Origin of the sequence: Streptococcus timonensis (genome assembly GCF_047463455.1) — a bacterium.
GTDB lineage: Bacteria > Bacillota > Bacilli > Lactobacillales > Streptococcaceae > Streptococcus > Streptococcus timonensis_B.
On record NZ_JASHDV010000001.1, the window covers coordinates 86,545 to 105,976 of the forward strand.

The window sequence follows — 19,432 nt, forward strand, 5'->3', positions numbered from 1 at the left end:
TATTGAAAGTGAAATGAACATTACGAAGTTTAAGTGAAATAAGGAGAAATAAATATGAATAAACGTTTAATTGGTATTATTGCAGCACTAGCACTTGTAGTTGGAGGAAGCTTGATCTACTCTAACTTAACGAAACAAGAAACTAAAACTGAAACGGCTAATAATACAGCTAAAGTTGGTGTCCTACAATTCGTCAGCCATCCGTCGCTTGACCTGATTTACCAAGGAATTCAAGATGGACTTGCTGAAGAAGGCTATAAAGGCGACCAAGTTAAAATCGACTTTATGAATTCAGAAGGTGACCAAAGTAAGGTTGCGACAATGAGTAAACAATTGGTGTCAAATGGAAATGATGTTGTTGTCGGAATTGCGACACCTGCAGCTCAAGGTCTAGCAAGTGCAACAAAAGACCTGCCTGTTATCATGGCAGCTATTACAGACCCAGTTGGAGCTAACCTTGTACAAAACTTGGAAAAACCAGGTGGTAATATTACAGGGGTGTCAGACCATAACCCAGCTGAACAACAAGTTGAATTAATTAAGGCTTTGACTCCTGATGTTAAGACTGTTGGAGCTCTTTATTCAAGTAGCGAAGATAACTCAAAATCACAAGTCGAAGAGTTCAAAGCTTACGCTGAAAAAGCAGGGTTGAAAGTAGAAACATTTGCAGTTCCTTCAACAAACGAAATTGCTTCAACAGTAAACGTTATGACTGGTAAAGTTGATGCAATTTGGGTTCCAATCGATAACACTATTGCGTCAGCATTCTCAACTGTAGTATCAAGTAACCAAACAGCTAAAAAACCAATCTATCCAAGTGCAACTGCAATGGTAGAAGCGGGTGGTTTGGCATCAGTCGTTGTGGATCAACACGATCTTGGTGTGGCTACTGGAAAGATGATCGCTAAAGTCTTGAAGGGTGAAAAACCTGCTGATACTCCAGTCAATGTCTTCTCAACTGGTAAATCAGTTATCAATAAGAAATTGGCTCAAGAACTTGGAATTACAATTCCTGAATCAGTCTTAAAAGAAGCTGGTCAAGTGATTGAATAAGAAAACGGGAGGAGTTGGAGACATCTCCTCCAATTTTTAAAAGAAGGAAATGAATGTAACATGATAGTATCGATTATTTCACAAGGATTTGTCTGGGCTATTCTAGGTTTGGGAATCTTTATGACTTTTAGAATCCTCAACTTTCCAGATATGACAACAGAGGGTTCCTTCCCTCTAGGTGGAGCTGTAGCAGTAACACTAATTACACAAGGGTTTAATCCTTTTCTTGCTACCTTAGTAGCTGTTGGAGCAGGATGTCTTGCAGGTTTAGCGACTGGTCTTCTTTACACGAAAGGAAAGATTCCAACACTCTTGTCTGGTATTTTGGTGATGACTTCTTGCCATTCTATCATGCTCATGATTATGGGAAGGGCTAACCTTGGGCTCTTGGGAACCAAACAAATCCAGGACGTTCTTCCTTTCTCATCTGAGGTTAATCAATTATTTACAGGTTTGATTTTTGTGACTTTGGTTATCCTTCTTATGCTTTTCTTCCTAGACACTAAATTGGGACAAGCTTATATCGCAACAGGAGATAATCCAGATATGGCTCGTAGTTTTGGTATCAATACAGGACGTATGGAGCTTATGGGTCTGATTTTATCAAATGGGGTTATTGCTCTCGCAGGTGCCTTAATTGCGCAACAAGAAGGCTATGCGGATGTTTCTCGTGGTATCGGAGTTATCGTAGTTGGGCTTGCTAGCTTGATTATCGGAGAAGTACTCTTTAAGAGTTTGACCCTAGCAGAACGTTTGGTTACTATTGTCGTTGGTTCTATTAGCTACCAATTCCTAGTATGGGGAGTCATTGCTCTAGGCTTTAACACAAGCTACCTTCGACTATATAGTGCTCTTATCCTAGCAACTTGTCTAGTCATTCCAACACTTAAGGATAAATACTTGAAAGGAGTCAAGTTAAGCAAATGACAGCAATTGTAGAATTAAAAAATGCCACAAAAATTGTTAAAAATGGCTTTGACGAGGAGAAAATTATCCTAAACGATGTTTCTCTTGATATTTACGAACATGACTTCATCACAATCCTGGGTGGAAATGGAGCGGGGAAATCAACTCTCTTTAACAGCATTGCAGGAACTTTGCCCTTGACTAGTGGGACTATCCGTATTATGGGAGAGGATGTCACAAATTTTAGTCCTGAAAAACGTGCCAAGTACCTTTCACGTGTCTTCCAGGATCCCAAGATGGGAACAGCCCCTCGTATGACGGTTGCAGAAAACCTCTTGATTGCTAAGTTTCGTGGTGAAAAACGTGGACTTTTTCCGAGAAGGCTCTCAGCTTACAAGGAAGAATTTCAAGCAACCATTGAGAAGGTTGGAAATGGTCTAGAAAAACACCTGGATACACCGATTGAGTTCTTATCTGGTGGACAAAGACAGGCTTTGAGTCTCTTAATGGCAACCTTAAAACGTCCAGAACTCCTTTTGTTGGATGAACATACGGCAGCCCTTGACCCTAAAACAAGTGTGGCCTTGATGGAATTGACAGATGACTTTGTCATCAAGGACCATCTAACAGCATTGATGATTACACATCATATGGAGGATGCTCTCAAGTATGGAAATCGTCTCATTGTCATGAAAGAAGGACGAATCATCCAAGATTTAAACAAGGATGAAAAAGCTAAGATGAAAATTTCTGATTACTATCAACTATTTGAGTAAAAGATTGATTATTACAAACTTAGAAGTAAGTTCTCTGCTTCTAAGTTTTTTAATAGTTTTAGGTAGCAAAGAATCCTCTATATTTGATTATTTTTATAGATTTTTGTGTTTTTCTGAAAATTTTATTAAGAAAGTAACATTTATCAATGAAATAGAAGCATGTAAGGAGTATGAAATGGTTTACTTTTTTTCTGAAATAGGCTATACTATATAAAGTAAACTGTGATAAAATGGAGGTATTGTCTATGGTTGACAAGAGAGTCATCGAAGAGATCAAGAACAATACCAATATTGTCGAAATCATAGGAGAAGTGATTTCTTTACAAAAATCTGGACGGAACTTTTTGGGGCTCTGTCCTTTTCATGGTGAAAAGACCCCTTCCTTTAACGTAGTTGAAGATAAGCAATTTTATCATTGTTTTGGATGTGGTCGTTCTGGAGATGTTTTCAAGTTCATCGAGGAATACCAACAAGTTAATTTTTCTGATGCAGTAAGAATTCTAGGTGAACGTCTCGGAATTGAGATTGTTAGACCTATCCAAAATCAAGTACAGCATACTTCGCCTCATCAAAATCTCTATGAGATGCATGAAAAAGCAGCTAGATTCTATCATGCTATTCTCATGACAACTAAGATGGGTGAGGAAGCTAGGAATTATCTCTATAAACGTGGCTTGACTGATGATGTCATTAAACACTTTATGATTGGTCTAGCTCCAGCAGAACGGTCTTATCTTTATCAGCGTTTGTCTGATGATTATAGTGAAAAAGATATACTGGATTCAGGTCTATTTTACCTGTCTGAGACTAATCAATTCTTTGATACTTTCCATAATCGTATTATGTTTCCACTGTCAAATGACCAAGGTAAGGTTATTGCTTTTTCTGGTCGTGTTTGGCAAGAAGTAGATTCTCAAACAGGAAAGTATAAAAATAGTCGTGCAACAGCAATTTTTAATAAGAGTTATGAATTATATCATTTGGATAGTGTAAAAAAAGGTTCTGGAAAAGCTCCTGAAATCTACCTGATGGAAGGATTTATGGACGTTATTGCTGCATACCGTGCTGGTATTGAAAATGCAGTAGCTTCCATGGGAACTGCTCTAACAAGTGAGCATGTCAATCATCTAAAACGATTTACCAAAAAGGTTATCATTACTTATGATGGAGATAGGGCAGGTCAAGCTGCGACAGCAAAAGCCCTCGAAGAGCTTGGTGATTTACCTGTTCAGATCGTTCAGATTCCTGATGCTATGGACCCTGATGAATACTTGCAAAAGAATTCCCCAGAGGATCTGGCATATCTTTTATCCAATACTCGAATCAGTCCGATTGAGTTTTATATTCATCATTACAAACCAACTAATAGTGAAAATCTCCAAGCACAGATTGATTTTATCGAGAAAATTGCACCTCTTATCGTTAAAGAACCTTCTATCACAGCTCAGAACACCTATATTCATTTGTTGACGGATCATTTACCATCTTTTGATTATCAACAAGTTGAGCACATTATCAACGAAAGTCGTGTCAGACAAAGACAAGAAAAAGTGAAACAGGTCGTTAATCCGACACCAATTACTATGTCGGTTTCTAAACAGTTGACGGCAGTCATGAGAGCTGAAGCACATATTCTTTATCGTATGATGGAACATCCTTTGGTGCTCAATGATTATCGTTTGAGAGATGATTTTGTATTTGAAACTCCAGAGTTTCAGACCTTGTATGGACTCTTGATTGATAATGGTTCGATATCTTCTGAAGATTTAGCAAATCAGACTAGAGAAGTGGAAAATGCTTGGTACCAAGTGTTAGCCTTGGATCTACCTTCTGAAATGTCTCCAGAAGAACTAAAAGAAGTGGAAGAGTCTCGTAATCGTGCTCTGTTGAATCAACAAAACTTGCAAATCAAAAAGAAGGTTCAGGAAGCTAGTCATGTAGGTGATACTGATACTGCTTTAGAAGAGCTTGAACGCTTAATTGCCCAAAAAAGAAGAATGGAGTAAGAATGGCAAAAAAACAAAAAGAAGTAACAACTTTTGATGTCCAAGTTGCAGAATTTATTCGTAACCATAAGAAAACTGGTACTGCGACGGATGATGAAATTAACAATGTCCTTGTAATCCCTTTTGCTCTTGATGTTGAAGGAATTGAAAATCTGTTGCAACGTATTCAAGATGCTGGGATTGCAATCACGGATAACGAAGGAAATCCAAGTGAACGTGTCTTAAGTACAGAGGAAGAACCAGAGCTTAGTGATGAGGATTTAATTGGTTCTACATCTGCAAAGGTTAACGATCCTGTCCGCATGTATTTGAAAGAAATTGGGGTTGTACCTCTGCTTACAAACGAAGAAGAAAAAGAGTTGGCCCTTGCTGTTGAAGCAGGAGATGTTGAAGCTAAACAACGTCTAGCAGAAGCCAACCTTCGTTTGGTAGTATCTATTGCTAAACGCTATGTTGGACGAGGTATGCAATTCCTTGATCTAATCCAAGAAGGTAACATGGGCTTGATGAAGGCCGTTGATAAGTTTGATTATTCAAAAGGATTCAAGTTCTCAACTTATGCAACTTGGTGGATTCGTCAGGCTATTACACGTGCTATTGCTGATCAAGCTCGTACCATCCGCATTCCAGTTCACATGGTAGAAACAATCAACAAGCTTGTTCGTGAGCAGCGTAACCTTCTTCAAGAGTTGGGACAAGATCCTACACCTGAGCAAATCGCTGAACGTATGGATATGACTCCTGACAAGGTTCGTGAAATTTTGAAAATTGCTCAGGAACCTGTTTCTCTTGAAACACCTATTGGTGAAGAGGACGATAGTCATCTTGGTGACTTTATCGAGGACGAAGTGATTGAAAATCCAGTGGACTACACCACTCGCATCGTCTTGCGTGAGCAGTTGGATGAAGTTCTGGATACTTTGACTGACCGTGAAGAAAATGTTTTGCGTCTTCGTTTTGGTCTAGATGATGGTAAAATGCGTACTCTTGAGGATGTTGGGAAAGTCTTTAATGTCACTCGTGAGCGTATCCGTCAAATTGAGGCTAAGGCCTTGAGAAAACTTCGCCAGCCTAGTCGTAGTAAACCACTTCGTGACTTTATCGAAGATTAAAATTGGAGGATTACACATGGCTTATACAGAAGAGCAAATTGAAACTATCAAAACGAAAATCTTATCTGCATTAGAAGAAGTAATAGACCCTGAGTTGGGTATTGATATCGTCAACCTAGGTCTGATTTATGAGATTCGATTTGATGGTGATACCGGTGATACTGAGATTGATATGACCTTGACAACAATGGGTTGTCCTTTGGCTGATCTTTTAACTGATCAGATTTATGATGCTATGACAGATGTACCAGAGGTTACCAATACTGAAGTAAAATTAGTTTGGTATCCAGCTTGGACGGTTGAAAAAATGAGTCGTTATGCACGTATCGCTTTAGGTATTAAGTAATTATAATAAAAAGAGAAGTAGTATAATTGTTGAAATTCTTTGCTTTTATACTATCTCTCTTTTAATTTGCTGATTTTATTTGAAGAAAATGGTATAATGGAAAGTATGGAAAAAGAGAAATTACGCATCAATATGCTAAGTTCGAGTGAAAAGGTAGCAGGACAAGGAGTTTCTGGAGCTTACCGTGAACTTGTGCAACTTTTGAAACGTGATGCGAAAGACCAACTAATTGTAACGGAGAATCTTCCTGTAGAAGCTGATGTTACTCATTTTCATACAATCGACCTTCCTTATTATCTGTCAACTTTTCAAAAGAAGCGTTCAGGTCGTAGGATTGGTTATGTCCACTTCTTGCCTGACACCTTAGAAGGTAGTTTGAAGATTCCATTTTTCTTAAAGGGAATTGTCAAACGCTATGTATTTTCTTTTTATGACCGTATGGAACATCTGGTTGTAGTCAATCCTACTTTCATCGAAGATTTGGTTGCGGCTGGAATTCCACGTGAAAAAGTGACCTATATTCCTAACTTTGTTAACAAAGAAAAATGGCACCCATTGCCAGTTGATCAAATTTTTCAGCTTCGTCAAGATATGGGAATAGATAAGGAAGAGTTTGTAGTCGTAGGTGCCGGTCAAGTTCAGAAACGAAAAGGCATTGATGATTTTATCACCTTAGCTGAAGAATTACCTCAAGTTACTTTTATTTGGGCCGGTGGTTTCTCATTTGGTGGAATTACTGATGGCTACGAACGCTATAAAAAGATTATGGACAATCCTCCAAAGAACTTGATCTTCCCAGGAATTGTTTCACCTGAGCGTATGAGAGAACTTTATGCTTTGGCAGATCTGTTCTTGCTTCCTAGTTATAATGAACTATTTCCGATGACAATTTTGGAAGCAGCCAGTTGTGAAGCTCCGATTATGCTTCGGGACTTAGATCTTTATAAGGTGATTCTAGAAGGAAATTACAGACCAACCACCGATGTAGAAGAAATGAAAGAAGCCATTTTGGAATATCGAGCGCATCCAGAATCACTAAAAGAATTAAAAGAGAAAGCTAAGGCTATTTCTAGAGAATATTCAGAAGAGCATCTCTTAGAAATCTGGCTTAAATTCTATCGGGAGCAAGCAGCTTTAGGAAAAAAATGAGGTAGTATATGCGAATTGGATTATTTACAGATACTTATTTCCCACAGGTTTCAGGTGTTGCGACTAGTATTCGAACCTTAAAAACAGAACTTGAAAAGCAAGGGCATGCAGTCTTTATCTTCACGACAACTGATAAGGACGTTAATCGTTATGAAGACTGGCAAATTATCCGTATTCCTAGTGTTCCTTTCTTTGCCTTTAAAGACCGTCGTTTCGCTTACCGTGGATTTACCAAAGCTCTTGAAATTGCTAAGCAATACAAACTCGATATTATTCATACCCAGACTGAGTTTTCTCTTGGTTTATTGGGAATTTGGATTGCTCGTGAACTGAAAATCCCAGTCATTCATACATATCATACCCAGTACGAGGACTATGTTCACTATATTGCTAAGGGGATGTTGATTCGTCCAGGTATGGTCAAGTATCTTGTGAGAGGATTTCTTCATGACGTTGATGGAGTTATTTGTCCGAGTGAAATTGTGCGCAACCTTCTATCTGACTATAAGGTAAAAGTTGAAAAGCGTGTCATTCCTACTGGAATTGAACTTGCAAAATTTGAACGCCCTGAGATTGGTCCTGAACACATTAGTGACTTAAGGGATAAACTAGGTATCAAGAAAGACGAAAAGATGCTTCTAAGTCTTTCTCGAGTCTCTTACGAGAAGAATATTCAAGCAGTTCTTGCAGCTTTACCAGATGTTTTAAAAGAAGAACCAAATGTTAAACTGGTTGTAGCTGGAGATGGACCTTATTTAGACAACCTTAAGGAGCAAGCAGAAGATTTAAAAATTCAAGATTCTGTTATCTTTACAGGTATGATACCGCCAAATGAGACGGCACTCTATTATAAGGCAGCTGATTTCTTCATATCGGCTTCTACAAGTGAAACTCAGGGATTGACTTATCTGGAAAGTTTAGCTAGTAAGACACCTGTTATTGCCCATGGTAATCCTTATTTGGATAATCTCATCAATGATAAAATGTTCGGAACTCTTTATTATGAGGAAAGGGACTTGGCAGGAGCGATTCTCGAAGCCTTACTTGCTACACCGTCAATGGATGAAAAACACTTGGCTGAAAAATTATATGAAATTTCTGCTGAGAATTTTGGTAGAAGAGTCCATGAATTTTATCTAGACGTCATTATTTCAAATAATTTTGCCAAAGAAACAGGAGCTGACGAACCTGTTACAAAACGTATTTTAAAGACAGTCTTCTATATTCCGCAACAGGCTGTAACGATGCCAGTTAAAGGTTCGAAGCGTATGTTAAAAGCTTCTAAAAAACAATTGAACAATTTTAGGGACTTTTTGAAAGAATAGAAAAATAAAGGATGATACAAAATGAAGAAACAATTTATGAGAAGTAGTAGAGACCAAAAAATTGGTGGAGTTTGTGCTGGTGCGGCCCAATACTTTAATATCGATCCAACACTTGTACGTGTTATTTGGGGAGTATTAGCTTTCTGTTATGGAGCAGGGGTTTTAGCCTACTTAATTTTATGGGCAGTAGCTCCAGTTTCAGATGATTTTTAAAAAATTTAAATTTATTTAAAGAAGGAGAATAAGATGGCATTCGGAGATAACGGTCAACGTAAAAAAACTTTTTTTGAAAAATTGACACTTTTTATTGTTATGATCATGTTGTTTGTTACCTTAGCAGGAATCTTTGCGACAGCATTAGGTGTCTTGAGCAGATTCTAAAAGCTAAATTAGGATTTATAAACTATAGTTAGTGCCTGGGTTATCCCAGCCCTTTTTGAAGCGAGAGAAGAATATGAGTATGTTTTTAGATACAGCTAAGATAAAGGTCAAGGCTGGTAATGGTGGCGATGGAATGGTTGCCTTTCGTCGTGAAAAATACGTCCCTAATGGAGGACCATGGGGAGGAGACGGTGGCCGTGGTGGTAACGTTGTTTTTGTCGTAGATGAAGGCTTACGTACCCTTATGGATTTCCGTTATAATCGTCACTTTAAAGCCCATTCTGGAGAAAAAGGGATGACTAAAGGAATGCATGGTAGAGGAGCTGAAGATTTGATTGTCCGTGTTCCTCAAGGAACAACTGTTCGTGATGCAGAAACTGGAAAAGTTATCACAGATTTGATTGAGAATGGTCAAGAGTTTATCGTTGCCCACGGTGGTCGTGGCGGTCGAGGAAATATTCGTTTTGCAACACCTAAAAATCCTGCTCCTGAAATCTCTGAAAACGGGGAACCAGGTCAGGAACGTGAATTACAGCTAGAACTAAAAATACTAGCTGACGTTGGTTTAGTTGGCTTCCCTTCTGTTGGAAAATCAACTTTACTAAGTGTCATCACATCTGCAAAACCTAAAATCGGTGCCTACCACTTTACAACAATCGTACCAAACCTTGGAATGGTTCGTACTCAATCAGGGGATTCATTCGCAGTAGCTGACCTTCCTGGTTTGATTGAGGGAGCAAGTCAAGGCGTCGGCTTGGGAACACAGTTCTTACGTCATATTGAGCGTACACGCGTGATTCTGCATATCATTGATATGTCCGCTAGTGAAGGACGTGATCCTTATGAAGATTATTTAGCTATCAATAAAGAGTTAGAATCATATAATCTTGGTTTGATGGAGCGTCCACAGATTATTGTTGCTAACAAGATGGATATACCAGATAGTCAAGAAAATCTAGAAGAATTCAAGAAAAAATTGGCTGAAAATTATGATGAGTTTGAAGATTTACCTGCAATCTTCCCAATTTCAGGTCTAACTAAGCAAGGTTTAGCACCTTTATTGGATGCAACAGCAGAACTTCTTGATAAGACTCCAGAATTCCTTCTTTATGATGAGTCAGAGATGGAAGAAGAAGTATACTATGGATTTGATGAGAAAGAAAAAGCCTTTGAAATCAGTCGTGATGACGATGCTACTTGGATACTTTCTGGTGACAAACTGATGAAACTCTTTAATATGACCAATTTTGACCGCGATGAATCTGTTATGAAGTTTGCACGTCAGTTACGTGGAATGGGAGTTGATGAGGCTCTCCGTACTCGTGGTGCTAAAGATGGTGATCTAGTAAGAATCGGTAAGTTTGAGTTTGAATTTGTGGACTAGGAGAAAATTATGGGAGATAAACCTATATCTTTCCGTGATGCTGACGGAAATTTTGTTTCTGCAGCAGACGTCTGGAATGAAAAAAAATTAGAAGAACTATTTAATCGCCTTAATCCAAATCGTGCATTGAGAATTGCGAGAATGAAGAAACAAATCGAAAGTAATAAATCAAAATAATAAAGAAACCCGTGATATAAAAATCACGGGTTTTCATATATTCATTAGGTAGTCAGCTTATAGACCAATACTAGAGTTTTACTGTACTGGTACTTCCATTGAAGATTGTGATAAATCGACAGTGAGTTGATAGTCAGAATTATCACGAACCGTAATTTCAAAGTCTGTTGTATATAGAACTAGCCGTAGAGTATCACCTTCTTGAAGTTTGTAGATTGTTGGTTGAAGTTCAAACTGGAATTCCATCCATTCATTAGGTGTAACTTCTTTGATTTCCAATAAGTCATCACGGTTTTGAAGATTGAGATATCCTTTTGTGATAACTCGTTGAGCACTTTGACTATGTGGTAACTCAAAGAGATTATCTAACATGTGGTATCGACCATTATCAAGAGTACGCACTGATAGGATTCCTGGATAAGGCTGGAGGTATTTCTTTTCCCCCAGTTCAAGGAGTTGAGCAGAGAGAAGACCTTTATTGATACTTGACTTAAGTCGTAGATTAAGTTTAACACGTCCATTAAGATGGATATTTTCAGTTATAGGTAGGTCGATAGTAATTTGATTGACCTTACCTTGATAGAGTTCATTATTAAAGGTTGGATAGCTTTTACCAAAACGTTCAAAATCAGAATCTTGATAACGGTTTTGAATGACAGCTTCTTCAGTACCTAAAGAGAAAGTTTTATGCTCATTTTGATTTCCAAAATCTTTAAGAGCCAACCAGGTTTGCTCGGCAGTATTGTCTTGCCAGATTACTGTAGGTAGTTGATATTCTGTTTTTTGTCCTAATAATCTTTGTGTCAAAAGGGCATTCATGGATTCACGGAAGTCTACAGACTGCCAGTTATTGATGTATACATGGGCACCATTATGATAGAAGAGATGTTTCTTAATGCTACTTGGAAGTGCATTAAACATTTGATAGACATGGAGTGGTTTCACATTCCAATCTTGTGAACCGTGTGTAAAAACTACCTCAGCTTTGACCTTGTGGGCGTTGAGCAGATAGTTACGTTCATGCCAGAATTGATTGTAATCACCAGTTTTGCGGTCTAAATTTTTCTTAAGTTCTTCTATGGAAGCTTTATGAGCATCGTTTCCACGAATATAGTCACCAGCTAAGAGATTACGTGAATAGGTCAATTCATCGAGTGAGTCCAAGTCCTCACCTGGATAACCTCCAGGACTTGTGACAAGACCATTTTCACGATAGTAGTTGTACCAAGAAGAAATTCCTGCTTCAGCAATAATGACTTCTAAGCCATCAACTGCAGTAGTCGCAAGACCGTTGGACATTGTACCGAGGTATGATAGACCTGTAGTAGCAACTTTACCATTTGACCAATCAGCCTTTACTTGGCGCTCACGACTATGGTCAGTAAAAGCACGACAGCGCCCATTGAGCCAATCAATGACATTTTTATAGGCTTCGATTTGTCGGTAATCACCATTAGGCATGATTCCCTGAGAATCCTTGGTGCCAAGTCCTGATACATAAATATTAGCAAATCCTCTAGGAAGGAGGTAGTCATTTAAAGTATAACTGCTATTGATATGAGTAAGTTTTTCTTCCGCTTCAGTGACAAGTTGAGCTTGGCCGACAGGATCAACTAAATCCAATGTAGGCTCCTCCAAGCTAATCTTGTGAGGTTCTTTAACTGCTAATTCCTCCTCCATTTTGTAGAGGGCTTTATCACTTGCCTTGTCATTAGTTCCTTGATGATAAGGACTAGCTGTCATGACTGCAGGGATTCTTCCTGAGAAAGTTGGACGGATAATATTAACCTTGACCAGGTCAGGTAAGCCATCCTTATCTGAATCAATACGGCTTTCTACATAAACAACCTCACGAATGACATTGCAAGTTGAAAAAGTAGCTAAACTCTTTCCATTGAAGTAGTGGTAGTTATTGTCCTCAGGAATAAGACCATCACTAACCAATTGATCAATAAGGGTGTTTCCTTTTTTAGTACGTGTATTAAGAAGTTGATAAAGATTATCAATCAAATCACCATAGACGATAGGAAAAGCTGTTTCTTTATGGAAAGCAAGAGCGTCTTCGAAGTCTGTTAGATAGCTAAATCCAAGTAATTGAAAAACTACAGTGTAGAAGATTTCAGCAGTTAACTCTAGCTCAGAGTTAAAGAAAGTAAGTAGGTCTGTTTTCTTATCTACTGCCAAAGTTGAAAGTGGATAATCCGTATTTTTGTAATTAAAAAAACAAGTTCTGACAAATGACTCAAACTGGTCTTTTTCAGAACTAGCAGGGTCAAGACTAAAACCAAGTTCAGATAATTCTTTTAAAGCATCTTCCTTTGAAACAGGAAAGTAGCTAAATTGGTTATAACGCATAATAATCTCCTTTGAGAATGAGGTTAAAAATATTATATCAAAAAACCCAATGAATAGATAGCTTGGTTAACTAGCTTTTGAGTATCCCTTAAGGTTATGCTATACTAGATATATGTTAGATTTGGAGAAATACGGCGTGTCCATGTGGGAAGAGGAGAAAATTCTCTCTTTCCGTCAAAAACTTTTAGCCTGGTATGATGAAAATAAGCGTGATTTACCTTGGAGAAGAAGTAAAAATCCATACCATATTTGGGTATCTGAAATTATGTTACAACAGACAAGAGTTGATACTGTTATTCCATATTACGAACGTTTTTTAGAATGGTTTCCGACTGTAGAGAGTTTGGCAAATGCACCTGAAGAACGCTTATTAAAGGCATGGGAAGGTCTTGGATATTATTCGCGTGTTCGTAATATGCAAGCAGCCGCTCAACAGATTATGAATGAATTTGGTGGAGATTTTCCTTCAACTTATGAGAGTATTTCAAGTTTGAAGGGGATTGGTCCCTATACAGCAGGGGCTATTTCTAGTATTGCTTTTAATCTTCCCCAACCTGCGGTTGATGGAAATGTCATGCGAGTCTTGGCCCGACTCTTTGAAGTAAATCACGATATAGGAAATCCCAGCAATCGTAAAATTTTTCAAGCTATGATGGAAATTTTAATTGATCCAGATCGTCCAGGTGATTTTAACCAGGCTTTGATGGATTTAGGTTCTGATATTGAAGCGCCTGTCAATCCTAGGCCTCAAGCTAGTCCAATTAAGGAATTTAGCGCAGCTTATCAGCACGGGACTATGGACCGCTATCCTATTAAAGCGCCAAAGAAAAAACCAATTCCAATATATCTAAATGCATTAGTTGTGCAAAATGATAAAGGCCAGTTTTTGCTAGAAAAGAATGAAAGTGAAAAATTGCTCGCAGGTTTTTGGCATTTTCCATTGATAGAAGTTGATGAATTTTCAAAAGAGGAAGATGAACTTAACCTTTTTAGTCAGGTATCGGAACCAACCACACAGTTTGGACCATCTCCTAAAGCAAGTTTTGAACAAGATTATAATCTTGTTGTTAATTGGGATGACTACAAATTTGAAGAGGTTAAGCATGTCTTCAGTCATCGTAAATGGCATATTCAGATTATAACAGGTAAGGTAGAAAAGTCTGAAGATTATTCCGATAGAGAAGTTCTTTGGCTAAGTCCAGAAGAGTTTGTACATTATCCCATTGCTAAACCCCAACAAAAGATTTGGCAAGAGTATTTAAAAAGAGACCATTAACATTAGTGTATCGTGTCTTCTTTTTGATTTTTTGGTATAATGAGATAAGGAAAAGGTGAACAAAATGAAAAAAATATTGATTGTAGATGATGAAAAACCAATCTCGGACATTATTAAGTTTAATATGACTAAAGAAGGCTACGAGGTAGTAACTGCCTTTAATGGTCGTGAAGCTATTGAATTATTTGAAGCTGAAAAACCAGATATTATTATTTTAGACTTAATGTTACCTGAGATTGATGGACTTGAAGTTGCCAAAACAATTCGTAAAACAAGTAGTGTGCCAATAATCATGCTTTCAGCAAAAGACAGCGAGTTTGATAAGGTTATTGGACTAGAGCTTGGAGCTGATGACTATGTGACCAAGCCATTTTCAAACCGTGAGCTACAAGCGCGTGTTAAGGCTCTTCTTCGTCGTACGGATTTAGTAGCAGTTGACAACCAAGAACTAGAAGCAAAACTACAGAGTATTCAAATTGGTGATTTAGAAATTCTTCCAGACGCTTATGTTGCGAAAAAATATGGAGAAGAATTGGAATTGACACACCGTGAATTTGAACTTTTATATCACTTGGCGACGCATATTGGACAGGTCATCACTCGTGAACATCTGCTTGAGACTGTTTGGGGCTATGACTATTTTGGCGATGTTCGTACTGTTGATGTGACCATTAGACGTTTGCGTGAAAAAATCGAAGATACACCAAGTAGACCAGATTACATTCTAACTCGTCGTGGTGTTGGATATTACATGAGAAATAATGATTGAAATAATTAGACAAACAATTTTAACCAGAGATTTCGTCTTTGGACTCATTTTAATCGGATTTATCATGCTTGTTACCTTTCTTTTATTAGAAAACCGCAGAGATAATATCCGTCTCAAACAACTGAATCAAAAGGTCAAAGATTTGATTGCGGGAGATTATTCTCAAGTTTTGGATATGCAAGGAAGTTCAGAGATAACTAATATTACAAATAATCTCAATGACTTATCTGAAGTTATCCGCCTAACACAAGAAAATCTTGAGCAAGAGACTAAAAGATTGAATAGTATTCTCTCCTACATGACGGATGGAGTCCTTGCAACCAATCGTCGTGGTCAGATCATTATGATTAATGATATGGCTAAAAAACAACTTGGTGTTGATAAAGACGAGGCTCTGAATCAGAATATTTTAGAATTGCTTAGGATTGATGACGAGTATGAGTTGAGAGACCTAATTACTCAAAGTCCGGAATTGATGATAGATTCTCAGGATGTGAATGGAGAATACATAAGTATTCGTGTACGTTTTGCTCTTGTTCGTAGAGAATCTGGCTTTATTTCAGGTCTTGTTGCTGTATTACACGATACAACTGAACAAGAGAAGGAAGAACGAGAGAGAAGACTTTTTGTATCGAATGTTAGCCATGAACTGCGAACTCCTTTGACCAGTGTAAAATCTTATCTAGAGGCCTTGGATGAAGGTGCTTTGTCAGAACCAGTTGCGCCTGATTTCATAAAAGTATCATTGGACGAAACCAATCGAATGATGCGAATGGTAACAGATCTCCTGCATCTATCACGTATTGATAATGCTACTAGCAACTTAGATGTAGAATTAATTAATTTTACTGCTTTCATTACCTTTATCCTCAATCGTTTTGATAAAATCAAAAGCCAGGATGAGAATCTGAAGTATGAATTAATCAGAGATTATCCAATTACCTCCGTATGGATTGAGATAGATACAGATAAGATGACCCAGGTGATAGATAATATTTTAAACAATGCTATCAAGTATTCCCCAGACGGTGGGAAAATCACTGTTTCTATGAAAACAACTGACGATCAAATGATTCTATCTATTTCCGATCAAGGATTGGGAATTCCAAAACAAGATTTACCAAAAATCTTTGACCGTTTCTATCGTGTGGATCGAGCTAGAAGTCGCGCACAAGGTGGAACTGGTTTAGGATTAGCCATTGCTAAGGAAATCATTAAGCAACATAACGGATTTATCTGGGCCAAAAGTGAGTATGGTAAGGGTTCAACCTTTACTATCGTGCTTCCATATGATAAGGATGCTGTAAAAGACGAGATTTGGGAGGATGAACTAGAAGACTAGAATGAATGAAAAAGGATTTAAATATAGTATTTTAGCATCGGGTTCTAGTGGAAATTCCTTTTATCTAGAAACCCCCAAGAAAAAAATTTTAGTAGATGCAGGTTTATCTGGTAAAAAAATTACAAGCTTATTGGGTGAAATTAATCGTAAACCGGAAGATTTAGATGCCATTCTGATAACACATGAACACGCGGATCATATCCACGGCATTGGTGTTCTGGCTCGTAAGTATGGAATGGATCTTTACGCCAATGAAAAGACCTGGCAAGCAATGGAAAATAGTAAGTACCTAGGAAAAGTGAATTCATCACAAAAACATATTTTTGAGATGGGAAAAACTAAGACCTTTGGTGATATTGACATTGAAAGTTTTGGTGTTAGCCATGATGCTGTTGCTCCACAGTTTTACCGCTTTATGAAGGATGATAAGAGTTTTGTCATGCTGACGGATACAGGCTATGTTAGTGACCGTATGGCTGGCATAGTCGAGAATGCAGATGGCTATCTAATCGAGTCAAATCATGATGTTGAAATCCTGCGAGCTGGATCTTATGCTTGGCGACTCAAGCAACGGATTCTGTCTGACCTTGGCCACCTCTCAAATGAAGATGGAGCAGATGCCATGATTCGTACACTTGGTAATCGTACCAAAAAGATCTATCTCGGACATTTGTCAAAAGAGAATAACATTAAAGAGCTAGCACACATGACCATGGTCAATCAGTTGGCTCAGGCAGATTTAGGAGTAGGAGTAGACTTTCAAGTTTATGACACTTCACCAGATACTGCAACACCTTTAACGGATATATAAAAAGGAAGGTTCAAACCTTCCTTTTATAATTTTGATTATTATAATCCAGCAAATTCTTTAATTTCTTCTTCTGTCATAGATGAATCACAACGAACCTTGATTTGACCATTTGCAACATGAACAAATCCAGGTACTGTTGGAATAACATAGGTAGAACGGAAGGCTTGCAAAGCATCAAGTTGACTTGGTTCTTCACTATTAATGAAGTAGATATGAGCTTTTGTTTCAGCTACGACAGCTGCTAATTTAGCAGCGAACTTCCGGCAGTATGGACAAGTCTTGCGTCCAATAAAGAAAGTCGCTGTTTCTTTTTTGTCGATGGCTTCTTGAGCACGCGCAACTGTTGTCACTTCAAGATCTTTAATATTTTCTAAGAATTGTTCCATAAGAATACCTCATTTAATTTGATAAAACTAGTATGCCATAAAGTCTTTAAAAATGCTTAGATTTGATACGAAAAAAAGATGAGATAGCTTTATCTCATCTTTTATCTTGCTTATTTTACAAAGGCATTAATTTCAGCTTCGATATTAGCAATTTTTGCTTGCGCATCTTCATTACTTTCACCAACAACTGCGATGTAGAACTTGATTTTTGGTTCAGTACCGGAAGGACGAACTGCAATCCATGAACCATCAGCAAGTGTGTATTTCAAGACATCACTTGGAGGAGTAGTTAAGGCTGTTACAGTGCCATCAGCAGCAGTAGAAGTTTGTGCTTTGAAGTCTTCAGTAATTGAAACTGCAGTTTCATTAAATTTTTTTGGAGCATTGTTGCGGAATTTAGCCATAATCGCTTTGATTTGTTCAGCACCATCGACACCTGAAAGGGTAACAGAGATTGTCTTTTCCGCGTAGTAGCCGTATTCTTTGTAGATTTCTTCGATACCGTCAGCAAGTGTCAAACCGCGTGAACGGTAGTAGGCAGCAAGTTCAGCAACGACAAGAACAGCTTGGATAGCATCTTTATCACGTACGAATGGTTTGATCAAGTAACCAAAACTCTCTTCAAATCCCATCATGTAAGTGTGATTGTGTTTTTCTTCAAATTCTTGAATTTTTTCCGCGATAAATTTGAAACCAGTCAAGACGTTGAACATAGTTGCGCCGTAGCTTTCAGCAATCTTAGTTACCAAGTCAGTTGAAACAATCGATTTGCAGAGGGCCGCATTTTCAGGAAGAGTTCCAGCGTTTTTATGGGCTTCCAAGATGTACTTAGCCATGATAGCACCGATTTGGTTACCTGAAAGGTTAAGGTAGCTACCATCTTTTTGAAGGACTTCAACACCGACACGGTCAGCGTCAGGGTCTGTTGCAACAAGAACATCAGCACCAACTTGACGACCAAGTTCTTCAGCAAGTGCAAAGGCTGCTTGACTTTCTGGGTTTGGAGATTTAACCGTTGAGAAGTCTGGATCTGGAGTTGCTTGTGCTTCTACGACTTGTACAGAATCAAATCCTGCTTGAGCAAGAGCACGACGAGCCAACATTTCACCAGTACCGTGAAGAGGAGTGTAGACAATCTTCATGTCTTTACCAAATTCTTCAATCAAGGCAGGGTTGATGTTAACGTCTTTTACCTCTTTAAGGTATTCAGCATCAATAGCTTTACCGATGACTTCAATCAAACCAGAAGCTTTTTCAGCTTCAACATCAGCAACTTCAACTGCAAATGGATTTTCGATGGCACGGATGTAAGTTGTCAAAGCGTCTGCGTCGTGTGGAGGCATTTGTCCACCATCTTCACCATAAACCTTGTATCCGTTAAACGGAGCTGGGTTGTGGCTAGCAGTAATCATGATACCCGCAAAGCAGTTGAGGTGACGAACGGCAAATGAAAGCTCTGGAGTTGGACGGAGACTTTCAAAAACATACGACTTAATACCGTGTTTAGCAAGAACAGCTGCAGATTCAAAGGCAAATTCTGGAGAGAAGTGACGGCTATCGTAGGCGATGGCTACACCACGTTCTTTTTCATTCCCCCCTTTTGACTCAATCAAACGAGCCAAACCTTCAGTTGCTTGACGGACTACATAGATATTAATACGGTTTGTACCCGCACCAATTAGTCCGCGCATACCTGCAGTACCAAATTCAAGGTTTGTGTAGAAGGCATCTTCTTTGGTTTTTTCATCCATGTTTTCCAAATCACGACGAAGGTAATCTGGTAGGTCAGCGAAATCAGCCCATTTTTGGAAGTTTTCTTGATAAGTCATAGTACAACTCCTTATTTCTAATGTATTAATCGTTCTCATTATATCATGA

19 protein-coding genes are annotated in these 19,432 nt (G+C 38.2%); 16 read left to right on the plus strand and 3 right to left on the minus strand.

Translation table 11 applies throughout. The features are described from left to right. Positions 1-54 precede the first annotated feature (54 nt). From trpX to QM847_RS00495, 12 genes are all read left to right on the plus strand, one after another. Entirely contained in the window at positions 55-1,053 is a 999-nt protein-coding gene (trpX, locus tag QM847_RS00440) for a tryptophan ABC transporter substrate-binding protein (protein ID WP_414353218.1), read from the plus strand. 60 nt (positions 1,054-1,113) lie between these two features. Then, positions 1,114-1,980, plus strand: coding sequence for an ABC transporter permease (locus QM847_RS00445; protein WP_006153787.1), 867 nt, complete (start codon positions 1,114-1,116; stop codon positions 1,978-1,980). Beyond that, positions 1,977-2,735, plus strand: coding sequence for an ABC transporter ATP-binding protein (locus tag QM847_RS00450; RefSeq protein ID WP_414353219.1), 759 nt, complete (start codon positions 1,977-1,979; stop codon positions 2,733-2,735). The genes QM847_RS00445 and QM847_RS00450 overlap by 4 nt, the downstream gene beginning before the upstream one ends. Positions 2,736-2,980: 245 nt before the next feature. Next, positions 2,981-4,741 (plus strand): DNA primase, encoded by a 1,761-nt coding sequence (dnaG, locus tag QM847_RS00455; protein WP_414353220.1) that lies wholly within the window; start codon positions 2,981-2,983, stop codon positions 4,739-4,741. A 2-nt stretch (positions 4,742-4,743) separates the two neighbouring features. Beyond that, positions 4,744-5,853 (plus strand): RNA polymerase sigma factor RpoD, encoded by a 1,110-nt coding sequence (gene rpoD / locus QM847_RS00460; RefSeq protein WP_004252673.1) that lies wholly within the window; start codon positions 4,744-4,746, stop codon positions 5,851-5,853. Between the two features lie 16 nt (positions 5,854-5,869). Continuing rightward, the gene (locus tag QM847_RS00465) at positions 5,870-6,199 is read left to right on the plus strand and encodes a metal-sulfur cluster assembly factor (protein ID WP_075567474.1); all 330 of its coding nucleotides are present in this window, start codon (positions 5,870-5,872) and stop codon (positions 6,197-6,199) included. A 105-nt stretch (positions 6,200-6,304) separates the two neighbouring features. Further along, positions 6,305-7,348 (plus strand): glycosyltransferase family 4 protein, encoded by a 1,044-nt coding sequence (locus QM847_RS00470; RefSeq protein ID WP_414353747.1) that lies wholly within the window; start codon positions 6,305-6,307, stop codon positions 7,346-7,348. 8 nt (positions 7,349-7,356) lie between these two features. Beyond that, entirely contained in the window at positions 7,357-8,673 is a 1,317-nt protein-coding gene (locus QM847_RS00475) for a glycosyltransferase family 4 protein (RefSeq protein ID WP_414353221.1), read from the plus strand. A gap of 21 nt (positions 8,674-8,694) precedes the next feature. Next, on the plus strand, positions 8,695-8,886 hold the full coding sequence (locus QM847_RS00480; protein ID WP_414353222.1) for a PspC domain-containing protein: 192 nt from the start codon (positions 8,695-8,697) through the stop codon (positions 8,884-8,886). Positions 8,887-8,919: 33 nt separating this feature from the next. After that, entirely contained in the window at positions 8,920-9,054 is a 135-nt protein-coding gene (locus QM847_RS00485; RefSeq protein WP_075567478.1) for a DUF4044 domain-containing protein, read from the plus strand. A gap of 73 nt (positions 9,055-9,127) precedes the next feature. Beyond that, positions 9,128-10,438, plus strand: coding sequence for a GTPase ObgE (gene obgE, locus QM847_RS00490; protein ID WP_414353223.1), 1,311 nt, complete (start codon positions 9,128-9,130; stop codon positions 10,436-10,438). A gap of 9 nt (positions 10,439-10,447) precedes the next feature. Further along, positions 10,448-10,615: a hypothetical protein gene (locus QM847_RS00495; RefSeq protein WP_414353224.1), complete on the plus strand. Its 168-nt coding sequence runs from the start codon at positions 10,448-10,450 to the stop codon at positions 10,613-10,615. A 78-nt stretch (positions 10,616-10,693) separates the two neighbouring features. On the opposite strand, the gene QM847_RS00500 is transcribed toward QM847_RS00495, so the two are convergent. Further along, on the minus strand, positions 10,694-12,970 hold the full coding sequence (locus QM847_RS00500; RefSeq protein WP_414353225.1) for a Xaa-Pro dipeptidyl-peptidase: 2,277 nt from the start codon (positions 12,968-12,970) through the stop codon (positions 10,694-10,696). A 112-nt stretch (positions 12,971-13,082) separates the two neighbouring features. On the opposite strand from QM847_RS00500, the gene mutY reads away from it, so the two are divergent. From mutY to QM847_RS00520, 4 genes are all read left to right on the plus strand, one after another. Further along, entirely contained in the window at positions 13,083-14,246 is a 1,164-nt protein-coding gene (gene mutY, locus QM847_RS00505) for an A/G-specific adenine glycosylase (RefSeq protein ID WP_414353226.1), read from the plus strand. Positions 14,247-14,310: 64 nt separating this feature from the next. Further along, on the plus strand, positions 14,311-15,015 hold the full coding sequence (yycF, locus tag QM847_RS00510; protein WP_414353227.1) for a response regulator YycF: 705 nt from the start codon (positions 14,311-14,313) through the stop codon (positions 15,013-15,015). Beyond that, a complete protein-coding gene (gene vicK, locus QM847_RS00515; RefSeq protein WP_414353228.1) occupies positions 15,008-16,357 on the plus strand; it encodes a cell wall metabolism sensor histidine kinase VicK in 1,350 nt (449 codons plus the stop codon). The genes yycF and vicK overlap by 8 nt, the downstream gene beginning before the upstream one ends. A 1-nt stretch (position 16,358) precedes the next feature. Further along, complete coding sequence (locus QM847_RS00520) at positions 16,359-17,168, plus strand: MBL fold metallo-hydrolase (protein WP_414353229.1); 810 nt, start codon at positions 16,359-16,361, stop codon at positions 17,166-17,168. A 38-nt stretch (positions 17,169-17,206) separates the two neighbouring features. On the opposite strand, the gene QM847_RS00525 is transcribed toward QM847_RS00520, so the two are convergent. Both QM847_RS00525 and QM847_RS00530 read right to left on the minus strand, forming a co-directional pair. Next, a complete protein-coding gene (locus QM847_RS00525; protein ID WP_269796821.1) occupies positions 17,207-17,554 on the minus strand; it encodes a thioredoxin in 348 nt (115 codons plus the stop codon). A gap of 110 nt (positions 17,555-17,664) precedes the next feature. Further along, complete coding sequence (locus QM847_RS00530) at positions 17,665-19,383, minus strand: phospho-sugar mutase (RefSeq protein ID WP_414353230.1); 1,719 nt, start codon at positions 19,381-19,383, stop codon at positions 17,665-17,667. Positions 19,384-19,432: the final 49 nt, after the last annotated feature.

Bases quoted from the DNA above. Each gene is read 5' to 3' on its own strand.
- trpX (WP_414353218.1), top strand. From the start codon at position 55: ATGAATAAACGTTTAATTGGTATTATTGCAGCACTAGCACTTGTAGTT.
- QM847_RS00445 (WP_006153787.1), top strand. From the start codon at position 1,114: ATGATAGTATCGATTATTTCACAAGGATTTGTCTGGGCTATTCTAGGT.
- QM847_RS00450 (WP_414353219.1), top strand. From the start codon at position 1,977: ATGACAGCAATTGTAGAATTAAAAAATGCCACAAAAATTGTTAAAAAT.
- dnaG (WP_414353220.1), top strand. From the start codon at position 2,981: ATGGTTGACAAGAGAGTCATCGAAGAGATCAAGAACAATACCAATATT.
- rpoD (WP_004252673.1), top strand. From the start codon at position 4,744: ATGGCAAAAAAACAAAAAGAAGTAACAACTTTTGATGTCCAAGTTGCA.
- QM847_RS00465 (WP_075567474.1), top strand. From the start codon at position 5,870: ATGGCTTATACAGAAGAGCAAATTGAAACTATCAAAACGAAAATCTTA.
- QM847_RS00470 (WP_414353747.1), top strand. From the start codon at position 6,305: ATGGAAAAAGAGAAATTACGCATCAATATGCTAAGTTCGAGTGAAAAG.
- QM847_RS00475 (WP_414353221.1), top strand. From the start codon at position 7,357: ATGCGAATTGGATTATTTACAGATACTTATTTCCCACAGGTTTCAGGT.
- QM847_RS00480 (WP_414353222.1), top strand. From the start codon at position 8,695: ATGAAGAAACAATTTATGAGAAGTAGTAGAGACCAAAAAATTGGTGGA.
- QM847_RS00485 (WP_075567478.1), top strand. From the start codon at position 8,920: ATGGCATTCGGAGATAACGGTCAACGTAAAAAAACTTTTTTTGAAAAA.
- obgE (WP_414353223.1), top strand. From the start codon at position 9,128: ATGAGTATGTTTTTAGATACAGCTAAGATAAAGGTCAAGGCTGGTAAT.
- QM847_RS00495 (WP_414353224.1), top strand. From the start codon at position 10,448: ATGGGAGATAAACCTATATCTTTCCGTGATGCTGACGGAAATTTTGTT.
- QM847_RS00500 (WP_414353225.1), bottom strand. From the start codon at position 12,970: ATGCGTTATAACCAATTTAGCTACTTTCCTGTTTCAAAGGAAGATGCT.
- mutY (WP_414353226.1), top strand. From the start codon at position 13,083: ATGTTAGATTTGGAGAAATACGGCGTGTCCATGTGGGAAGAGGAGAAA.
- yycF (WP_414353227.1), top strand. From the start codon at position 14,311: ATGAAAAAAATATTGATTGTAGATGATGAAAAACCAATCTCGGACATT.
- vicK (WP_414353228.1), top strand. From the start codon at position 15,008: ATGATTGAAATAATTAGACAAACAATTTTAACCAGAGATTTCGTCTTT.
- QM847_RS00520 (WP_414353229.1), top strand. From the start codon at position 16,359: ATGAATGAAAAAGGATTTAAATATAGTATTTTAGCATCGGGTTCTAGT.
- QM847_RS00525 (WP_269796821.1), bottom strand. From the start codon at position 17,554: ATGGAACAATTCTTAGAAAATATTAAAGATCTTGAAGTGACAACAGTT.
- QM847_RS00530 (WP_414353230.1), bottom strand. From the start codon at position 19,383: ATGACTTATCAAGAAAACTTCCAAAAATGGGCTGATTTCGCTGACCTA.